This is a genomic window from Dyella sp. (assembly GCF_035685885.1).
Lineage (GTDB): Bacteria > Pseudomonadota > Gammaproteobacteria > Xanthomonadales > Rhodanobacteraceae > Dyella.
Genome location: NZ_DASRZX010000101.1, coordinates 1 through 17,584, shown reverse-complemented (window position 1 = coordinate 17,584; position 17,584 = coordinate 1). Strand labels below are relative to the sequence as shown.

General features: G+C 61.6%; 16 protein-coding genes and 4 pseudogenes. 6 read left to right on the top strand and 14 right to left on the bottom strand.

Annotated elements, in window-relative coordinates; all coding sequences use genetic code 11:
- On the top strand, positions 1-264 hold a 264-nt coding region (locus VFG49_RS12340; protein WP_324858886.1), incomplete at its 5' end, for an acyl-CoA dehydrogenase domain-containing protein.
- A gap of 110 nt (positions 265-374) precedes the next feature.
- Positions 375-512: a DUF4442 domain-containing protein gene (locus tag VFG49_RS12335; protein WP_324860894.1), complete on the top strand. Its 138-nt coding sequence runs from the start codon at positions 375-377 to the stop codon at positions 510-512.
- Between the two features lie 12 nt (positions 513-524).
- Here the strand turns inward: VFG49_RS12335 and VFG49_RS12330 are convergent, their stop codons facing one another.
- On the bottom strand, positions 525-1,685 hold the full coding sequence (locus VFG49_RS12330) for an IS30 family transposase (RefSeq protein ID WP_414649126.1): 1,161 nt from the start codon (positions 1,683-1,685) through the stop codon (positions 525-527).
- Between the two features lie 62 nt (positions 1,686-1,747).
- Here VFG49_RS12330 and VFG49_RS12325 point away from each other — a divergent pair.
- From VFG49_RS12325 to VFG49_RS12315, 3 genes and pseudogenes are all read left to right on the top strand, one after another.
- Positions 1,748-2,641: pseudogene (locus VFG49_RS12325) on the top strand (IS3 family transposase); the annotation flags it as partial.
- A 188-nt stretch (positions 2,642-2,829) separates the two neighbouring features.
- On the top strand, positions 2,830-3,297 hold the full coding sequence (locus VFG49_RS12320; protein ID WP_324860892.1) for an Hsp20 family protein: 468 nt from the start codon (positions 2,830-2,832) through the stop codon (positions 3,295-3,297).
- Between the two features lie 383 nt (positions 3,298-3,680).
- Positions 3,681-5,267, top strand: coding sequence for a PAS domain-containing protein (locus tag VFG49_RS12315; RefSeq protein ID WP_324860890.1), 1,587 nt, complete (start codon positions 3,681-3,683; stop codon positions 5,265-5,267).
- A 59-nt stretch (positions 5,268-5,326) separates the two neighbouring features.
- Here the strand turns inward: VFG49_RS12315 and VFG49_RS12310 are convergent.
- The 3 genes and pseudogenes from VFG49_RS12310 to VFG49_RS12300 form a co-directional block, all read right to left on the bottom strand.
- Positions 5,327-5,543 (bottom strand): annotated as a pseudogene (locus VFG49_RS12310) (transposase); the annotation flags it as partial.
- Between the two features lie 354 nt (positions 5,544-5,897).
- Complete coding sequence (locus VFG49_RS12305; protein ID WP_324860887.1) at positions 5,898-6,557, bottom strand: ChrR family anti-sigma-E factor; 660 nt, start codon at positions 6,555-6,557, stop codon at positions 5,898-5,900.
- The gene (locus VFG49_RS12300; protein ID WP_324860885.1) at positions 6,554-7,186 is read right to left on the bottom strand and encodes a sigma-70 family RNA polymerase sigma factor; all 633 of its coding nucleotides are present in this window, start codon (positions 7,184-7,186) and stop codon (positions 6,554-6,556) included. The genes VFG49_RS12305 and VFG49_RS12300 overlap by 4 nt, the downstream gene beginning before the upstream one ends.
- A gap of 323 nt (positions 7,187-7,509) precedes the next feature.
- On the opposite strand from VFG49_RS12300, the pseudogene VFG49_RS12295 reads away from it, so the two are divergent.
- Positions 7,510-8,050: pseudogene (locus VFG49_RS12295) on the top strand (lipocalin family protein).
- Between the two features lie 414 nt (positions 8,051-8,464).
- Here VFG49_RS12295 and VFG49_RS12290 read toward each other — a convergent pair.
- From VFG49_RS12290 to VFG49_RS12245, 10 genes and pseudogenes are all read right to left on the bottom strand, one after another.
- Positions 8,465-8,989: a lipocalin family protein gene (locus tag VFG49_RS12290; protein WP_324860883.1), complete on the bottom strand. Its 525-nt coding sequence runs from the start codon at positions 8,987-8,989 to the stop codon at positions 8,465-8,467.
- A gap of 15 nt (positions 8,990-9,004) precedes the next feature.
- Entirely contained in the window at positions 9,005-10,093 is a 1,089-nt protein-coding gene (locus VFG49_RS12285; RefSeq protein WP_324860881.1) for a cyclopropane-fatty-acyl-phospholipid synthase family protein, read from the bottom strand.
- Complete coding sequence (locus tag VFG49_RS12280) at positions 10,090-10,887, bottom strand: DUF1295 domain-containing protein (protein ID WP_324860879.1); 798 nt, start codon at positions 10,885-10,887, stop codon at positions 10,090-10,092. Before VFG49_RS12280 ends, VFG49_RS12285 begins: the two co-directional genes overlap by 4 nt.
- On the bottom strand, positions 10,884-11,417 hold the full coding sequence (locus tag VFG49_RS12275) for a DUF2878 domain-containing protein (protein WP_324860877.1): 534 nt from the start codon (positions 11,415-11,417) through the stop codon (positions 10,884-10,886). The genes VFG49_RS12280 and VFG49_RS12275 overlap by 4 nt, the downstream gene beginning before the upstream one ends.
- Positions 11,414-12,712: a cyclopropane-fatty-acyl-phospholipid synthase family protein gene (locus VFG49_RS12270; protein WP_324860875.1), complete on the bottom strand. Its 1,299-nt coding sequence runs from the start codon at positions 12,710-12,712 to the stop codon at positions 11,414-11,416. The genes VFG49_RS12275 and VFG49_RS12270 overlap by 4 nt, the downstream gene beginning before the upstream one ends.
- Complete coding sequence (locus VFG49_RS12265) at positions 12,709-13,497, bottom strand: DUF1365 domain-containing protein (protein WP_324860873.1); 789 nt, start codon at positions 13,495-13,497, stop codon at positions 12,709-12,711. The genes VFG49_RS12270 and VFG49_RS12265 overlap by 4 nt, the downstream gene beginning before the upstream one ends.
- Entirely contained in the window at positions 13,494-14,768 is a 1,275-nt protein-coding gene (locus VFG49_RS12260) for an NAD(P)/FAD-dependent oxidoreductase (RefSeq protein WP_414649127.1), read from the bottom strand. Before VFG49_RS12260 ends, VFG49_RS12265 begins: the two co-directional genes overlap by 4 nt.
- Positions 14,769-14,770: 2 nt before the next feature.
- Positions 14,771-15,730 (bottom strand): acyl-CoA desaturase, encoded by a 960-nt coding sequence (locus VFG49_RS12255; protein WP_414649125.1) that lies wholly within the window; start codon positions 15,728-15,730, stop codon positions 14,771-14,773.
- A gap of 65 nt (positions 15,731-15,795) precedes the next feature.
- Positions 15,796-16,593 carry a hypothetical protein gene (locus VFG49_RS12250; protein WP_324860871.1) on the bottom strand — a complete coding sequence of 266 codons (798 nt, stop codon included), beginning with the start codon at positions 16,591-16,593 and terminating at the stop codon, positions 15,796-15,798.
- 801 nt (positions 16,594-17,394) lie between these two features.
- Positions 17,395-17,584: pseudogene (locus VFG49_RS12245) on the bottom strand (transposase); the annotation flags it as partial.

Here is a 17,584-nt window from a genome sequence, read left to right as displayed (position 1 = left end):
CTGCCGGACGTGATTGCCGCCGAACCGGTCGAGCGCAAGTTTGGCAAGGCACAGAAGGCGGGGCAGTTCACGTCGCACGACTACTACGGCCAGCTCGCCGAAGCGCTGCAGGCCGGCGTCATCAATGCGTCCGAACACGACCTGCTCAAGCGCGTGCGCGAAGGCGTGGCCGAGTTCATCGCAGTGGACGATTTCGATCCGGCCGAACTGCGTTCCGCGGTGAGCCGCGCTGACCGCAACAAGAAGCTGGCGGACGCAGCCTGAGGTCGGGGCGGTAGCGGCCTTTCACTCGTCATCCCTGCCTTGGCGGGGGTGACGGCCCACAAATTTCACGGACGGGCAGGGCACGTGTCCCGCCGCGCAGGATATTGGTCATGACCCAGGCGTTATCGCTGTACCGCAAGCTGAGCTCGCTGCCGGGCGGGCGCTGGCTGTACGGCCGCCTGATCTGCTTCAAGGCACCTTACTTCGCCACCATCGCGCCGCGCTTCCGCACGCTGGAACCAAAGTAAGGCGCGGCACGTTCAACTGGTCGATGCAACGGCGTTGTTAAACCACTTCATCGGGGTTTGATATCCCAGTGTCTTGCGTGGCCGCTGATTCAGACGGCGAGCAATCTGATTCAAATCGGCTTGGCTGAAGCCTGACAGATTCGTTCCGTCGGGGAAATACTGCCGAAGTAGCCGATTGGTGTTCTCATTTGTGCCGCGCTGCCACGGACTCTGCGGGTCGCAGAAATAGACTTGAACACCGGTGGCGGCGGTGAGTTCTTTGTGGCTCGCCAGCTCTCCACCTCGGTCCCATGTCAGGGTCTTTCTTAGCGCGGCTGGCAATTTCCGCATATGCCGCCTCAACGCCGTCACGACGCTACTCGTGTCCTTCCCAGGGAGTTTCACGAGCACCGTGAAACGGGACTGGCGTTCAACCAGCGTCGCGATATGACTGTTCTTCGCACCGGACAGTAAGTCGCCTTCCCAGTGACCTGGAATGGTGCGATCGTCAACTTCTGGCGGCCGATCGCGAATGGATATCGCATCAATGATGCGACCGCGTGGCTGTCCTTTGGTGGTGGAGGCTTTGGCACGCCGCATCATTCGCCGCGACCGGAGATAGCTGACGAGTTCTTTCTCGAGCACACCGCGAGCCTGGACGAACAAACTTCGATAGATCGTTTCGTGAGATACCCGCATGGCCATGTCATCCGGAAATTCCTCCACGAGCCAGCCAGCGATTTGGTCCGGCGACCATCGTTCTGCGAGCCTGGCGGCGACTACCTGCCGCAATCTTGGTAACAGAGCCAGCCGGCACTGCTTCGGCCGCAGGGCGCGCTTCCATGCGGCTTCATCGGCGTCCGAGGCACGATAGCGTTGGGCGCCACCATTGCGAGCGATCTCTCGGCTGACTGTGGATGGCGATCGACCCAGCGCTGCAGCCATGCTCCGGATCGATTGGCCAGCAGCCAGTCCCCGGGAAATTTCCTCGCGCTCGGTCAGCGTAAGCGTCAGTGCGCTTCGTCGTCGGTCTATCGGTGCAATGCCACCCCGCAAAGATAAGACGCCGTGAATCGAGCCGGCTTGGCGGCACAGCGCCACACCTATCTCACTGAGAGTCTGACCGTCCTTCCAACGACGCCAGAGCTCCTTCTTCTGGCTGTCCGACAGCCCTGGTCTTCCCATGCGTGCCATTGATGCCACATCTCCCCATTCTCATTGTCATGGATGATGTTGCATCGACCAGTTGAACGTGCCGCGGCCTATTTCGCCAGGGAGTCGACGTGAAGTTTGGCTTCGTGGCGAAGCACCGAGGGGCCTGGCCGGTGGCATTGATCTGTGAGGCGCTCGGTGTCTCGCGCAGCGGGTTCTACGCGTGGCTCGTTCGGCCACGCAGTCAGCGCCAATGTGATGACGAGGTGCTGGGTCAGCAGGCCCGCCAGAGCTTTCTCGATAGCGATCGCACGTACGGTGCACGCCGTGTCTGGCGCGATGTGCTCGAAGCGGGGCATCGGTGTGGCCTGCATCGTGTCGAACGGCTGATGCGTGTTCAGGGCCTACGTGCTCGACCACGCCGGCGCAATCTGCCGATCGACCGGGGCGACCGATCCAGTGGGGCGATTGCGCCGAATCTGCTCGATCGGCAATTCCAGGCGACCGCGCCGAACCAGAAGTGGGTCGCCGACTTCACGTACCTGTGGACGGCCGAAGGCTGGCTGTATGTCGCTGTGGTGCTGGATCTGTATTCGCGTCGTGTCGTCGGTTGGTCGATGCAGTCGCAGATGACGGCGCAGCTGGTGACCGACGCGTTGATGATGGCTGTGTGGCGGCGGCGACGGCCCGAGTCGGTGATGCATCACTCCGATCGTGGCAGCCAATACACCAGCGACCGCTTTCAGCGCCTGCTCGGCGAGCTTGGCATTACCTGCAGCATGAGCCGCTCGGGCAATGGCTGGGACAACTCGGCGATGGAAAGCTTCTTCAAAACGCTCAAGACCGAACGCACTGACAACAAGGTATATCGCACGCGGGCTGAGGCGAAAGCCGATGTCTTCGATTACATCGAACGGCTTTACAACAGCAAGCGACGCCACTCGACCATCGGCTACATCAGTCCGATACAGTTCGAGCAGCAGATGGGATTAGCTTAAGGTGGTGTCTATCGAACCGGACGCAGTCCAGTTCGAAACGGTGGCTTAATAGTGTGGGTGCGAGGTCTTGCCATTCGCGCGCCGATGATTATCTTTTCGCTTCGCCGATCGCTACGGGGTCGGCTCACGTCGCGCCAGGCGGCGCGGCGGCAGTCAACTTTTCCATGTTGCTTAATGAGGATATGGCAATGCGCACTGTGCTCGACTTCTCACCGCTTCATCGTTCCAGCATCGGTTTTGACCGGGTCTTCGAACTTCTGGAAACGGCTGCTCGCAGCCCGCAACCGGACAGTTGGCCGCCCTTTGATTCCGTGAAGATCAGCGACGATCACTACCGGATTACCATGGCTGTCGCCGGCTTTGGGCGAGATGATTTGTCTATCTCTTTACAAGACAACTTGCTCACGGTTAGTGGTGAGCGGCGAACGGACCACGTCGGCGAAGTGCTCCATCGAGGCATCGCCAACCGGCCGTTCTCCCGCCGCTTCGAACTGGCCGAGCACATGCAGGTCACCGGCGCGGGCCTTCAGGATGGCCTGCTTGTCATCGACCTTAAGCGGGAGCTGCCCGAGGCGCTCAAGCCTAGGCAAATACCCATCGGGGTGAACGAGCTGTCGACCGCCGAACCACGCCGACTGCAGAGTCAGGCGGCGTAATCATCGACGTATTTTCCCTGGGCGCGGTTTCTTGCCCAGTGGCACCGGCGGCGGGCGCGTCCTGCCGCCGGCCTTTGGCGCATGCGTTCTCTGCAATGCGGATGGGGCTTTGTGCTGCAACACTTTCACGGCGTATTGGAGTAAAAGACTAGGTTTGCCTTCTTGATGAAGGGCGGCGTGTTCCTGGCGCGAGACGTTGGGACCCAAGCCATCGCCGGGCTCGGTTACACGCGCGGCCCTGACAACCACCTGTCAACGATCTATTTTTCTCACATGCGCTAGACAGCGGTAGGCGCATAGCTAGCTTATTTATAAGGGGCTTTTGCTACCGGAGACGGGGCAAATGGCGGGTCGCTTCAATCACCTGGGAACGATCACGGCGTATGACATCGCACAATTGTTCGGCTTCCGAACCCATAGCGCTGCTCTCGGTGCTGCCTATCGATGACCGCTATCGCATGCTGGCTCGGGCGCTCGAAGACAGCAGTCTCGGCCTGATCATCACAGGCGCTGAAGACGACAACCTCATCTTGTATGCGAACGCCGCCTTCCTTGATATGACTGGATACAGCTCCGACGAGGTGCTGGGAAAAAACTGTCGATTTCTGCAAGGTCCAGATACGGATCCGGACACACGAGAAGAAATCAGAGGCGCCGTGGCCGAGCAGCGCGAACTGATGGTGGAGGTTCTTAACTATCGAAAGGACGGAACCTCCTTCTGGAACCTCATCCACATCCTTCCCCTTCTTGGGACGGACGGCAGCATCAAGTATTTCTTTGGCTATCAACGCGACGTGACCCGGCGCAGGGTTGCCGAAGAAGGGCTGCAGCAAGCACTGAAGATGGAGGCATTGGGGCGATTGACGGGTGGCTTGGCGCACGACTTCAACAATTTTCTGCAGGTCATCGTGGCTTCCTCCGAGCTAATCGAAAGCCGGTTGCGGAAGAAGGGTTATTGGACCGAGGATTTCATTCGCCCCATCGATGCATCGCGCCGCGCGATCGCCAAGGCCTCAGAACTCACCAAACAGCTGCTGGCTTTTTCTCGTCGTCAAAAGCTCAGTCCTACGAATTTGCAGATCAATGAGCTCATTGTCGGCATTCAAGACATGCTTACTCAGTCCCTGGGTGATCGCATCACGGTAAGCGTGAAGCTTGAGCCCGAACTGTGGTTCTGCCAGGCCGATGCGGCACAGATCGAAACGACGATTTTGAATATCGCCATCAATGCCAGAGATGCCATGGAAGGCGAACCCAACCAGCAACTGACGATACAAACCTCCAACCGCGACGTATCGATGGATCAAGCCACGGACATGGATATCACGCCCGGCCAATACGTCGATGTCATGCTCGTCGATAACGGCCCCGGCATTCCGAGAGAAATTCTCAAGCGTGTTTTGGACCCCTTCTTTACAACGAAGGGTGGAAAGGGCACCGGGCTTGGCTTGTGCATCGCGCACGGCATTGCCCGCCAATCGGGAGGCACGCTGTATGTCGAGAGCGTGGTGGGTGCCGGAACGGCGGTGCATATCCTCTTGCCGCGCGTCGAGGCCCCTTCCGAGGCGACAGCACCGGTTGGTGCGGCCACCGCGGTAAAGCTGCCCTCGCTCGCGCATCGTGTTTTGCTGGTGGATGACAACAAGGATGTTGCCGAATCGCTTGGTGACAGCCTGAGAACGTCTGGCCTTCAGGTGGAGCTGGCGTTTTCCACGGAGGAGGCGTTGAGTGCGTTAGCTGCGAAAGCCTTCGATGTTCTCATCTCGGACGTCATGATGCCCGGCGCCATGGACGGTATTGCGCTGGCGCAGCAGGCCATCACGGAGCACCCGAATTTGAGGGTTCTGCTTCTAAGCGGGCACGTTGGCCGCGAACGCGAAGAAGAGTTGAAGGGCTTTACGCTGCTCTACAAGCCATGTAGCTCCAGCGAGTTGATCGAGGCGACCCGAAGCCTTTTCGAAGAGACCTAGGCCTTTTCCGCCCAATGGGGTGCGCGGCCGCGGCATATCCTGCGTCTCGGTAGCGGCCGTCAAAATGTCGGACGCAACGGCCTCTTGCGCCACACCGCCGCTGATGCCTTTGGCATCAGCCATTTCGCCATGCGCCGCAGATTCTGTGCGGTGGCGGCCAAGAAACTCATCTTTTGCGCCACTCAGGCCATGCAGGCGCAAGCGATCCAGTCGCAAGATGCGTTTCAGGTGAGCGAACAACATCTCGACCTTCTTTCGGTGTCGGCGTGATCGTTCGTGGCGCGTCGGACAGCAATGCGCCCTCAGTTCGCACCGCGTGCAATCGTGAATGCTGCTGCGATAGATCACCGTGCCATCGGCAGTGGCTTTGCCTGATGATCGCAATAGTTTATCCGTGGGGCAGCGATATCCGCATCGCCATGCCAGGTGAAGTTCGCTCGACTCAGTGTGCCGTCCGTGCGCTGGCTTTTGGCCCACACCGGCCGCAGTCCAATTTTTTGGTTCTTCGCCGATTTCCGTGAGGGCTTTCGGGGCTCCATCGCTGCGGCCGCCTATTTGAGGCGCTGGGGATTGAGCTGATCGCCGAGGATCAAGTGTGTCGTCGTCACGCGACGCGACCTTCGGTGTCGGTCAGAGTTTGAAGAGTGGCTGCAGTGTGCGCGCAAGCCAGCCAGAGAAGCGCAGTGGCAGGTCGGTGGCCGCTACGCATACGCAAGGCACGCCTGGGGAGGTCACCGGCTGGTGTTCCACATCGCAATCGAGGTCGGCCACGTCACCCGGGGCGAAATGACCCAGAGAATCGTCGTAAGCGCCCTGCAGGATCATGGTCAGCTCGTTTCCGCCGTGGCTGTGCATCGGTACGCAGCGGCCCGGGGCAATTCGCAGGAGCATCAGATGCCCGTCTTGCACATTGCGCGAACGAATGTGGTGCACACCTGGGCCAATGGTTCGCCAGCGCAAACCGCTGTAGGTTTCTCCGAAGTAGGGCCACAGCGGCTCGGGCAATTGGTCGGGATCGTGAACACGAGCCACCGGTGTGGAGCGGGGCGGAGTGGAGACCGCCGATTCCCTCAGGCGACTGAGCATCGTCTCGCGCGCCCCCCGGGGCATCGGTGCGCCATCCTGCTGGCTGATGAGCTGGCCGCCGACCCTGTCAGCGTCCAGCAGTTGGTCGCGGCAATGACGGCAGATGCTCAGGTGTACGGACACTACGGCGCGGAAGGCCACGGGCAGGGCGCCGGCCGAGTATCCAATCAATGTGCTGCTGTCGAGGTGATGATGGGGCTTCATGGGGCGCACCTCAAACCTGCCTGCAATTTGGCGAATGCGCGTCGCAGGTTGGACTTCACTGAGCCAAGCGGCATGCCCAATTCGTGGGCGATCTCGCTGTGACTCTTGGATTCAAAGTAAGACATGCGGATAAGGCGGGCCTGTGTGGCCGGTAGACGATCGATGGCGCGCGAGAGGCCGGCATGATCAGTAAATGCCTCCGTGCTGTTGGTGCCGGTTTCTGACTCGGGGCGGTCAAGCCAATCAAGTTCGTCTTGAATGTCCAGCCAGTGCGGCTCAGCCCTCACGCTGTCGATGTGCAGATTGCGTGCCACGCGAAAAAGCCACGTGGCGAGGCTTGCGCGTCCTGGATCGAACATGTCGGCACGACGCCACAGCCGCAACATGGCTTCCTGCACCAACTCCTCCGCTTGAGCCGGCCTCGCCTTTAGGCTGAGCAGGTACCTCAATAATCGTGGCGCGTAGTGGTCATAGATGCGCATGAAGCAATCCAGGTCGCGGCGCGTAGCCACGCCTGCCACCTGGTCTGCCCAGTAGCGCGCATCGTCGATGGATTGATTGGGTGATCCAGACACGCGTCGTGCGGCCGCGAAAGGCCTGACCTTTTGGGGTGGCGATTCCACGGTCATGATAACCAGACCAGGCTCGCCATGCGCCTGCGAGAGTGCCGACCGCCGCTATCGGTCACCCCTGAGGGGATGGAGGGGCAACCCGTAGCGGCGGCCGGCGGCAAAGTGATGGTCATGGCATCGAGGTCAATGGGACTCACCATGCCTGTACGCTGTTGCCGGCCTTTTGGATGCAGATCGTGGTGCCGCCTTAGTGCATCGGATCTGCTGCTGCCTCGCTCGGGGGTAGCGGGCCGCTTCTGGCTTGTAACCCCTGATGCATCCATGCGCATGCATGATCCGTATCGACACGACGATCGATACTAGGAAAGCTCCCTATGAGACTGCCTCTCCCCCGGGTCCTCGCCATCTCGCTGCTCGCGACGCCGGCCGCTCACGCCCAAACCTTGCCGAATCAGCCGGTGGCCCAGCTCGATCTAGGGCGCTACATGGGGCAATGGCATGAGATCGGGCACCTTCCCATGTTTTTTCAGCGACAATGCGTGAGTGACATCACCGCGACCTACACACTGACCAAGAATGGGCTGATCCAGGTACTCAACGCCTGCCGGACTCGCGATGGCACCAGGGACTCGGCGAATGGCATGGCTCGGCCCACCAGGAAGGGCCTTCCAGGCGCGTTGCAGGTGCGTTTTGCGCCAACCTGGCTGGGCCTGGTTACCCTGGGTGTGGGCCGATTATTGGGTGCTTGAGGTCGATCCAGACTACCGATGGGCCGTGGTGGGTAGCCCGAGCCGCAAGTATCTCTGGATACTGTCGCGCTCACCCTCCATGAGCCGAGTGCAGTTCGACGCCATTCGCGCACGCGCCGCCATGCGCGGGCATGTGCTGGACTCCTTGCAGACGGATGTACCGCTTTTATGAACCGTGCCCGGCTCGATTCCGGGTCGCGGCAAGCATGTCGCTTCAACGCCAACATGGTGCCATGGCACGCACGAACGGCTTCAAGGAATCCAACCGTTCGTTGCGTCCGTAGGAATCCTCAGGTGCTGCGAGGGCGATATCCCATGATGGGCATCAGGCTCGGGCGATACGCGGTCGTGGTTGACATGCCGCAAGCTGAAAGTGACGCACGCTGGTACGTCTTTGAGATGGAACATAGCCATTTCGGTATGATCCTGGCTACCGGTTCTGTGCCTTCGGATGGAAACGCTGGACTGTCGGCCTCCCACGTCATGATTAGCGCACTGGAGCTTGGCGCTTCGGTCGCGCGAGACATGGTGGATCGCAGATGAAGGACACGTTATTCACGCACACTAAACCTGTTGATGTTGTTCTTTATTGAGGCACCTTCCGTAGCTTTGCCAAGTCGTATCCCATGGCGGACACGCGTGCGACCAGCAGATCGTATTGTTCCTGAGGAATGGTCGGTGTACGCGCCATGATCCATACGTAGTCGCGCTTGTTGCGCGCAATGATCACCGCGCGATAGTCCGGGTCCAGCCAGGCGATGATGTATTCGGCCTTGACCGGCCAGACGAACTGCATACCCCACACCGCATTGCCACTGTCGGCGTGCACGAGCCCGGTGGCGTGCATAGTCTTGAGTTCGCCGTTGGCGGCACCGGCGCGATAGCGAAAAGTAGTCTGCACGCGGCCGTCAGGCCGCAGCGCGTACGATTCGACGGCGCCATAGGCGTGACGCTCGAAATAGGTGGGGATGGCGGCGATAACGTACCAGTCCCCCATGTAGCGCCCCACATCCACATGTCGCACGGGCGTTATGGGCGTCTGCTCGGCACAACTACCCAGCGGCAGCGCGACCAGCATGACGGCGGCCAGGCTGTTGAAGAATCGAAACATGGGGAAGTTCCTCAGTTAGCGGTGACGCACGAACCGGTAATGCGCCACCAACCATTCCTGGCCGCCGGCATAGCCGAACAACTCCGCGCAGGCCATCCAGAACATGCGCCAGCGCCGGAACCACAGTCCGGACAACGCATCGCTGCCATGGGTCTCGCGCAGCAATGTCAGTATCGGTTCGCGTTGCTGGTCTTGGCGTGCAAGCCACGCGTCGGCGGTGCGTTGATAGTGAGTGCCATCCACTAGCCATTGCCGTTCCAGGTGCAAGTCGCGCTGGAACCAGAGCAGGGTGTCGGCGGCCGGCATGATGCCGCCGGTAAAGAAGTGGCGGCCCATCCAGTTGTCTTCCCCCTCGGTTTCGAACGGGTACGCCGCGTGGCGATGAGCGAAAATATGCACGAACAGCCGCCCATCGGGACGCAGCCAGCCGGCGATGCGCGCCATCAACAACTCGTGATTGCGCACGTGTTCGAACATTTCCACGGACACGCAGCGGTCGTAGCTTTCGCGGGGCAGGTCCAGCGCGTTGATGTCGCAGGTGACGACCTGCACATTGCGCAAGCCGCGCTGCTCGCACTGCGCGAGGATGTGCGCCCGCTGTGTTTGCGAGTTGGAAACGGCGGTAATGCGCGATGCGGGAAAACGCTCGGCCATCCACAGAGTCAACGAGCCCCACCCGCAGCCCAGCTCCAGCACGTCCTGGCCGTCGGCGAGCTGGGCTCGCTGCGCGTATAACTCCAGCATGGCCACTTCGGCCTGCTCCAGTTTGGTGTTCGCGTCGGGAAAGTAGCAGGCCGAGTACTTAAGGCGTGGCCCCAGGCAACGCTGAAAGAACGCAGTGGGCAACTCGTAGTGCTGGGTGTTGGCGACGTCGGCATGGATGGCCATGGGTCCTCGGCGTAACGTCCCAATGAGACGCTGATGGCGTTCCTGGCAGGCGCCGGCGCCGCCTTGGTTGCAGGCGGCTAGCCGTTGCGCGCAAAGGCGGCGGATACCTGCGCGGAGCAGGGCGTCGGGAAGCAGCCCGCGCTCGGCCAGGCCGAGCACGCCGGGGGCGGGGCGATCGGCCAGCAATTCGGCCGAGGGGGTGACGGTGGCGCTCATCGGGGGCTCCTGTGGGCATCGGAGCGGGGAAACCACGGAAACAGCATCGGGGTGCTGCGCTGGTAAGCGCGGTAATCGTCACCGCGCGTGCGCAAGGCTTGCGCCTCGGTATAGGGCACGCCGCTGATCCAGCGAAGGAACACGTACATCACCACCGGGCCGCACCATGCCAGCCACGCGTTGGCAGAGCCGACTGCGAGCGCGACATAACTGAACCAGTGCACCCATTCGAAGAAGTAGTTGGGGTGGCGCGAGTAACGCCAGAGGCCTGTGCGACAGGTTTTCCAGCGTTGGTTCGGATCAGCGCGAAACGCGGCAAGTTGGCGGTCGGCCATGGCCTCCAACGCCACGCTGCCTAGCCACAGCAGTACGGCCAGTACAGTCCATATCGTTGCGCGGGGCTCGGGGTTGGCGGCCACGGCCACGAAGGGGAGCGCGAACAGAACCACCAACAGCGCTTGCGCCTGAAAGAACAGGAAGAACCTTGCCTGGCTGTTCTGCCAGTGCGATCGCAGGTGCTGATATCGGCCATCTTCCGCTTCTCCACGCACGCGATGCCATAGGTGCGCCGCCAGTCGCCAGGACCAGGCACCGCCCAGCAAGGCGAGCAAGGCGCGCGGGAGCAACGCACCTCTGCCGGTGGCGGCGATCAGCAGTGCAGCCGCACCAAGCCCCGCGGCCCAGAGCACATCGACAATGCCGGCATTGCGCTGACGGCGCTGCCAGGTCCAGCCGAGCGTCATGATCACGGCCATGACGGCCGCCAAACACAAGAGCTGCTGTCCGCCACTCATGGGAGCCTCGCACGATCATGGGGCCGACCGTGTTGGTTCACGATCAGGAGCATCGGCAAGGCCAGTGCCCAACACGCCGCGATCCATGCCATGCCGGGCCACGGGGACAGCTGCACTGCTCCCCAGCCGCGTGCGGCAGCGAGATACGCCAGCGGCGCACCGAAGCCACCCAGCAACGCAGCCAGCCACAGTCGGCTGCGCAGCACCGCCAGCGAGCGGTTGAGGGTGGTGGCGAAGCACGCCCAAAGCATCAGGATCCACACGGGCGCTCCGTGCGCGGGCCACGCCGGCGACGGCGTGGCGTAGCGCAGCCAGCCGGTAGCGGCAGCAACGCCATCGACAATCCCGCCGATCAGCAGTGCCCCGACCAGCAGGCGCAGCTCTCGCCTGACGTGCGCGGCGGTAGCCAGCTGGGTGAGCACAAACAGCGCTCCCGCAAGCAAGGGCAGCCACAGGCGGCCAGTTGAGGCTCCCCTCACTAAAAGGAACCAGACGCACTGGTAGCCCAGGAGATTGAGCCAGAACATCATGCGGGCAGACCCTTGCTCTGTGCCGCCCAGCCGCCCGGACCGGGTCGAGCGCCTGGCTTGGCCAGCAGGAGGTGTGACACGCCGATCGAGCGCTCCAGGAAGCCGCCCTCGCAATAGGCAAGATAGAACTCCCACAAGCGCAGGAAGCGCTCGTCGTAGCCCTGCGCGCGGGCCTCGGACAACCTTGCCAGGAAGCGTTCACGCCAGGCGCGCAGCGTCAGGGCATAGGAAAGACCGAAATCTTCCTGATGCACTAGCGCGAGCTCGCTGGCGCGTGTCTTGGCCGCCAGCATGGCGTTCAAGGATGGGATGAAGCTGCCCGGGAAGATATGTCGCTTGATGAAATCGACCGATGCCAGTGCCTGCGCGTAACGATGATCTTCAATCGTGATCGCCTGGACCAAGCCGATGCCCTCGGGCTTGAGTAATGCGCCGAGCTTGGCGAAGTACACCGGCAAGTAGCGCGCGCCGACGGCCTCGATCATCTCGATCGACACGAGCTTGTCGTACTGGCCATCGAGGTCGCGGTAGTCCTTGAGCAGCAGGGTGACCTGCTCCCTCAGGCCGGCCTCGGCGATGCGCCGGCTGGCGAGTGCATGTTGCTCACGGGAAATGGTGGCGGTGGTGACGTGGCAGCCGTAATGTTTGGCGGCATGCAGCGCGAAGCCACCCCAGCCACTGCCGATCTCCACCACGCGATCACCGGGCTTCAGATCGAGCTTGCGGCAGATCGCGTCCAACTTGCGAGTCGACGCGGTCTCCAGCGTATCGCCAGGGTCTCTCCAGAGCGCCGACGAGTACATCAAGTCTGGCGACAGGAACAGCGAAAAGAATGCGTTACCCAAGTCGTAATGAGCCGCGATATTGCGTCGTGCGCCGGTCCGGGTGTTGTCGCGCAGCGCATGCCAAGCGCGCATGACCATGCCGCCCACGCGGGCAATGCCACCTTCCATTTGATCGAGCAGGTCTCGATTAAGCACCAGCAAGCGCACCAGCGTCACGAGATCGTCGCAGCGCCACCAGCCATCGGCATATGCTTCGCCGGCGCCGACGCTGCCGTTGAGCGCCAGTGCCCGGTAGAAGCGCATGTCGTTCACTCGAAGCTGAACCTGCAAGGGGGCGGGCGAATCCGCCCCACAGCCGAGATCGACGCGGCCGAGAGCGTCGTGCAGGCTAAGCCTTCCATGGCGAATCCCTTGCATTGCACTGAGTAGTTTGCCGCGCAAAACTCGGTCCGGCGTGCCAACCTGCGCTTGGGGCACATCGTTCAGGCGTGCCTTGACGATTTCATTCATGAGGTTTCCCTAAGCGTCGAGGCGGCTGCGCCGCCGGGGTGGTCATGGGAGGGGTTGCGTTTCAACCACAGTCTTAATGCCTGCCAGTGGATGGCGCCCATGACTTGGGCCGTCATTAAGGGATAGCGCCAGAGCACTCGGCCGAGGGCGCGTCGATCCAAGGGGCGGCGGTGCATCGCCAGCGTGGCGTCAAATTGGCATGTATCCTCGCGATACACTTTCATGTGAACGCGCAGGTCATCGGCGGGGGGCGTGAATCGCCAGTCATAGCGGCAATCCATCGCCATGAAGGGTGACACGTGAAACTGCTTGTCAAAGTCCCAGGCCAGGGCACGCCCGTGTCGCTCGGCACTATCGACGGGAAGAATGTAGGCGTGCCGCTCTCCCCAGGGCGTGTTGGTGATCTCGGCGACAATACAGGCCAGCGCGCTATCGTCCGCCTCATAGCAGTAGTAGAAGCTGACCGGGTTGAAGACATAGCCGGCGTAGCGTGGATGGGCGAGCACACGAATCGGCCCGCGCAGTACTTGGCCGCTCTCAAGGCGAACGCGCTCGCGCACTGCTTCGGATAGCGGCAAGTCGGGTGGCCCGAGGTAGTCGCTACGCCGCCATTCGGCCAGGTTGCGACGATGCGCTGACCACAGCCCATGCTGGCTGAACACCTCGTCGATCTCGTCCAAGTCCAGGAAAAGTTGCGCCATCTGATAGCGAAACGCATGGGGATGCGGTGCGTGCCTTCGGTGCACCACGTAGCCCTCGTACACTGCACTGAAGAGAGCACTCATACCCGGGCCATCCCGGCGGCACCGCTGAAGCGGGTGCTGGCCCTGAGCGCCTGCGCCACGGCGACGGCACTGCGCATGCCATCTTCATGGAAACCCCAGCCCCAATAAGCGCCCGCATACCACGTGCAGCGATGCCCTTGGATTTCCGCTTTGCGCGTCTGTGCAGCTACCGACTCGGCCGAGTACACCGGATGGTGATACACCATGCGCCGTATCACTTTCCTGGGATCGATCGCCTGGGACTGGTTGAGGCTCACGATGAAGGGTTCGGGCGAACTGAACCCCTGCAGGAGATTCATGCAGTAGCTCACCGCACAGGTCGCCCCGGGTTCCGCCGGTATCCGCGCATTCCATGCGGCCCATGCCTTGCGCTGCTGGGGCAACACGCGGGCATCGGTATGCAGCGCGGTGTCATTGGTCTGGTACCGCATCGCACCCAAAATCTCCCGTTCGGAGTCCGAGGGGTCGGCCAGCAGGCGGAGCGACTGGTCGCTGTGGCAAGCCATCACCACGTGGTCGAAGACTTCTTCTCCGCGGTTGGACTCGACCACCACGCCATGCTCCCGACGCCGTACTGAGCGCACCGGCGAGGAGAGCCGCTCGTCGACCTGCCAGCGTTCGCGTAGCGCTTCGACGTAGCGAAACGAACCGCCTTGTACGACTCGCCACTGCGGGCGGCCGCTCACCTGCAGCATCTGGTGATTAACCATGAACTGCACAAGATATCGCGCAGGAAACTGCAGAATCAGATGCGCAGGGGAGGACCAAAGGGCGCTCGCCATGGGGATCAGGTGCTCGTCGCGAAACGCGGCGCCATACCCCTGTTGCACGAGATAGTCGCCCAGCGTGGGACCGGGGCCAGGTTCATTCAACAGAGACGGTGCGTGGCGATAGAAGCGGAAAAGATCGCGCACCATGCCGAGAAACCGCGGCGAGCATAGATTTCGTCGCTGGCAAAACAGACTATCGAGTGTGGTGGCATTGTACTCGAGGCCGGTTCGTTCGTTGTGTACGGAAAAGCTCATGCTGGTGGGCTTGGAGGTTATGCCCAGTTCGTCGAAGAATGCGTGGAGCAACGGATAGTGCGCCGGGTTGTGGACGATAAAACCCGAATCCACGGTGTATCGACGTCCCTCCCATTCGACGCGATGCGTATGGGTGTGTCCGCCTAGGTAATCGTTGGCTTCGTACAACGTCACCGCGTGCTCGCGGGACAGAAGCCATGCGCTGGCAAGACCGGCAATGCCCGACCCGATCACAGCGATACGCATGCTCATGGCGCCGCCTTGCGCTGAACCCACATCGGCACCGGCTTGAGATCCCACACCAGCCCGAGGGCTGCCAGCAGGCGCAGGCCGTACCACGTCAGATCCAGTTCCCACCAGCGAAAGCCCTGGCGCGCCGACCCGGGATAGAAATGATGGTTGTTATGCCAACCTTCGCCGAACGTCAGCAACGCTAGCCACAGGTTGTTCCTGCTGTTATCGCTGGTGGAAAACCGCCGGCGACCGAAACGGTGAGCCAGGGAATTGATGGTGACGGTGGCATGAAACAGTGCAACGGTGGAGATGAAGAAGCCCCATATCAGCATCTGTGCGCCGCTGGTTCCCCATGTCGGAAAGACCGCCTGGAGCAGCACGCCGACACCGTACATCACCGCAGCAAGCGCTACGGGTACGGCGATGTCGTAACGATCTAGCCAGCGCAACTCCGGATACCCACGAAGGTCAGCGACTCGGTCGAGGTCTGTTTGGAACGCCGCAGGGGTGAGAAACCATCCCGCATGACTCCAGAGAAAGCCATGCACTATGGGGGAGTGAGGATCGAGCGACGTATCGGCGTGGCGATGATGATTGCGATGATGCGCGGCCCACCACAAAGGGCCACGTTGCACGCAAGCGGCGCCAATCACTGCAAAGACGAACTGCACAACCCGCGATGTCCGAAATGCGCGATGAGAAAAATACCGATGGTAGAAGCCGGTCAGGGCGAACATGCGCACGGTGTAAAGGATGACGGCGGCCATCACGGCGACCGGCGACACGCCCACCCAAAACGCCCCGAAGCAAGCCAAGTGCATCACAATGAAGGGAAGGGCGCGCAACCAGTCAATGTGCCGCGAATCATTGGCCTGAAGAGGTCTGGCTACATCTGCATCGAACCAGAGGCGCATGCGTTGCAGAACAGAACCACGCCGCGCCGGCAACGGCTGGATGGAGGGCGACTGGCTCATGGGTCATGTCCTGATGAGTGTGCTTTGCTATACGCGCCAAGCCATCAATTGGATTCACCACACTTCTACGGTAAGCACCGTGCAGTCAGTGGCAACTGGCCGGCGGTCTCGATTTCAGCACCGCTAGGCGCCGGGCCGATGGCCTCGCGAGGGAATTCAATGCGTACGCGCTGTCGATGACCGCGGTCGTCCCGAATATTGCTGACCCCCACAAACCGCTCCAGACGATGGTCGGTATCGGTGTAGGTGAGTTCGATCGACGGTGCAAGAGCGCCCAGCCAACCATCCAGGCTCAGACGGAAACGCCGCGAACCTTGGGGCGCACCCCGTGCTGGCTTGAGCCGCAGATCCAGGTAGCCCAGACGCCCGGGTATCACGAACGCGGCTTGCACGCCGTCGGGGCGGGACAAAGCGTCCCAACTTGCCTGTACGAAAGCATCGAAGCCAGCGTCGATAACGGCGTCCCTGCGGAGTGCCAGTTTGGCAATCTGTGTCGGCGCACTCGCGTTCTCCCGCACATACACCTGCCAAGCATCCGGCATGTGTCGCGCTCCTTCCTCATAGCCATCCCGCGCATCTTCGAAACTGAACTCTGGCGTCCAAGGTTCGCCGGTGTAGCGGAGCCACTTGCGTGCAAACGGTTGGCCGCTGGGACAGCGATACAGCACTAACCTGGTCAGGGTGCCCTGGTCGCGAAAGAGCCAATGCTCCTCGCGGTAGCGCAGTTGCCCATCATCGACAGCATAAGCCACGCCGCTATAGTGCAACACGCTGGCGAGTTGGCCGCCCAGTGCAGGTGTCACTGCAATCAGCAGGGGGACAACTGCCAACCCGAGGATCAGGATGCCTCGGTTCAGCCGCATAGTTATCTCCCAGAAAAGACATAAGGTAAGAGCGGGGGAGCATTGGTGATACGGGATCGTCCGATGAGCTCGTGATCCCTTCGTGCTGATTCCGTCGTCAACAGACCAATCACGCGCTGCAAGTCTGTGTCCCCGCCCATGCGCACATCGTCGACCGTCAGCGCGACGGGGCGGTCCGGTTCCACGAAGGCATAGCGAGCAGGCGCTGCCGGATGGGTCCCGATCAGCGGTACATCCAGTTCGGTCCCGCTATGAGGAAGACGGGGAAACGAACGCGCCGCCATTAACTTCGTCGAGCTCGCCGGATGTCGAGGGCGCTCCAGCGGAGAGCTCGCCCCATTGACGATCGCGCTAGTGATGCCTCCAGCCAGCGCCGATGCGATCGTGTGTAGCTCACCTAGCTTTTGGGTCAAGGGTTGCATAAGACCGTCCAATGCATCCGTCTTCACCAGTACGTGAGCGGCAGCAATTTGGATCCAGCGATAGTCGACGATTCTTGCATCCCCCTGTGCTGGCTCAACCCACAAGCTTCAGCTGCAGTTCGGCTGCATCCAAACGCGCGCTGCCGTCGTACCAAGACCGTTGAAGCGCAGGACGCATCGGTCGCCAGTCAGAACCGCGGGTGATGGAACCGGATCCTTACGCGCCAGTGCAGCCGCCGGAGGATGGCTCTACCGTCCGTCGTTGATTCGCCGGGTGGCGCCGCGGGCGCGCCATCGCAGGGGAGGCAACGCCCGTGGCGTGTTACATCTCCCGGAGGAGCGTGTGCAGAATTTTGTATAACCGGGGTTTGGGTTACCGCTGATCACGAGGGATCTCGATCGGCAGCTCGCCGAACTCGCCCTTGAGGGTCTTGCGGCTGCGCCCGTTGCGCGTGTTGCCGGCCACGTTGGCGACCGGTTCGTGCTTGTCGTGACCGAGGTGCTCGGCCATCTCCGCATCCAGCGCCCGCTCGACCAGCCGTTTGGTCAGCTGTTTGAGCAGGCCGTTC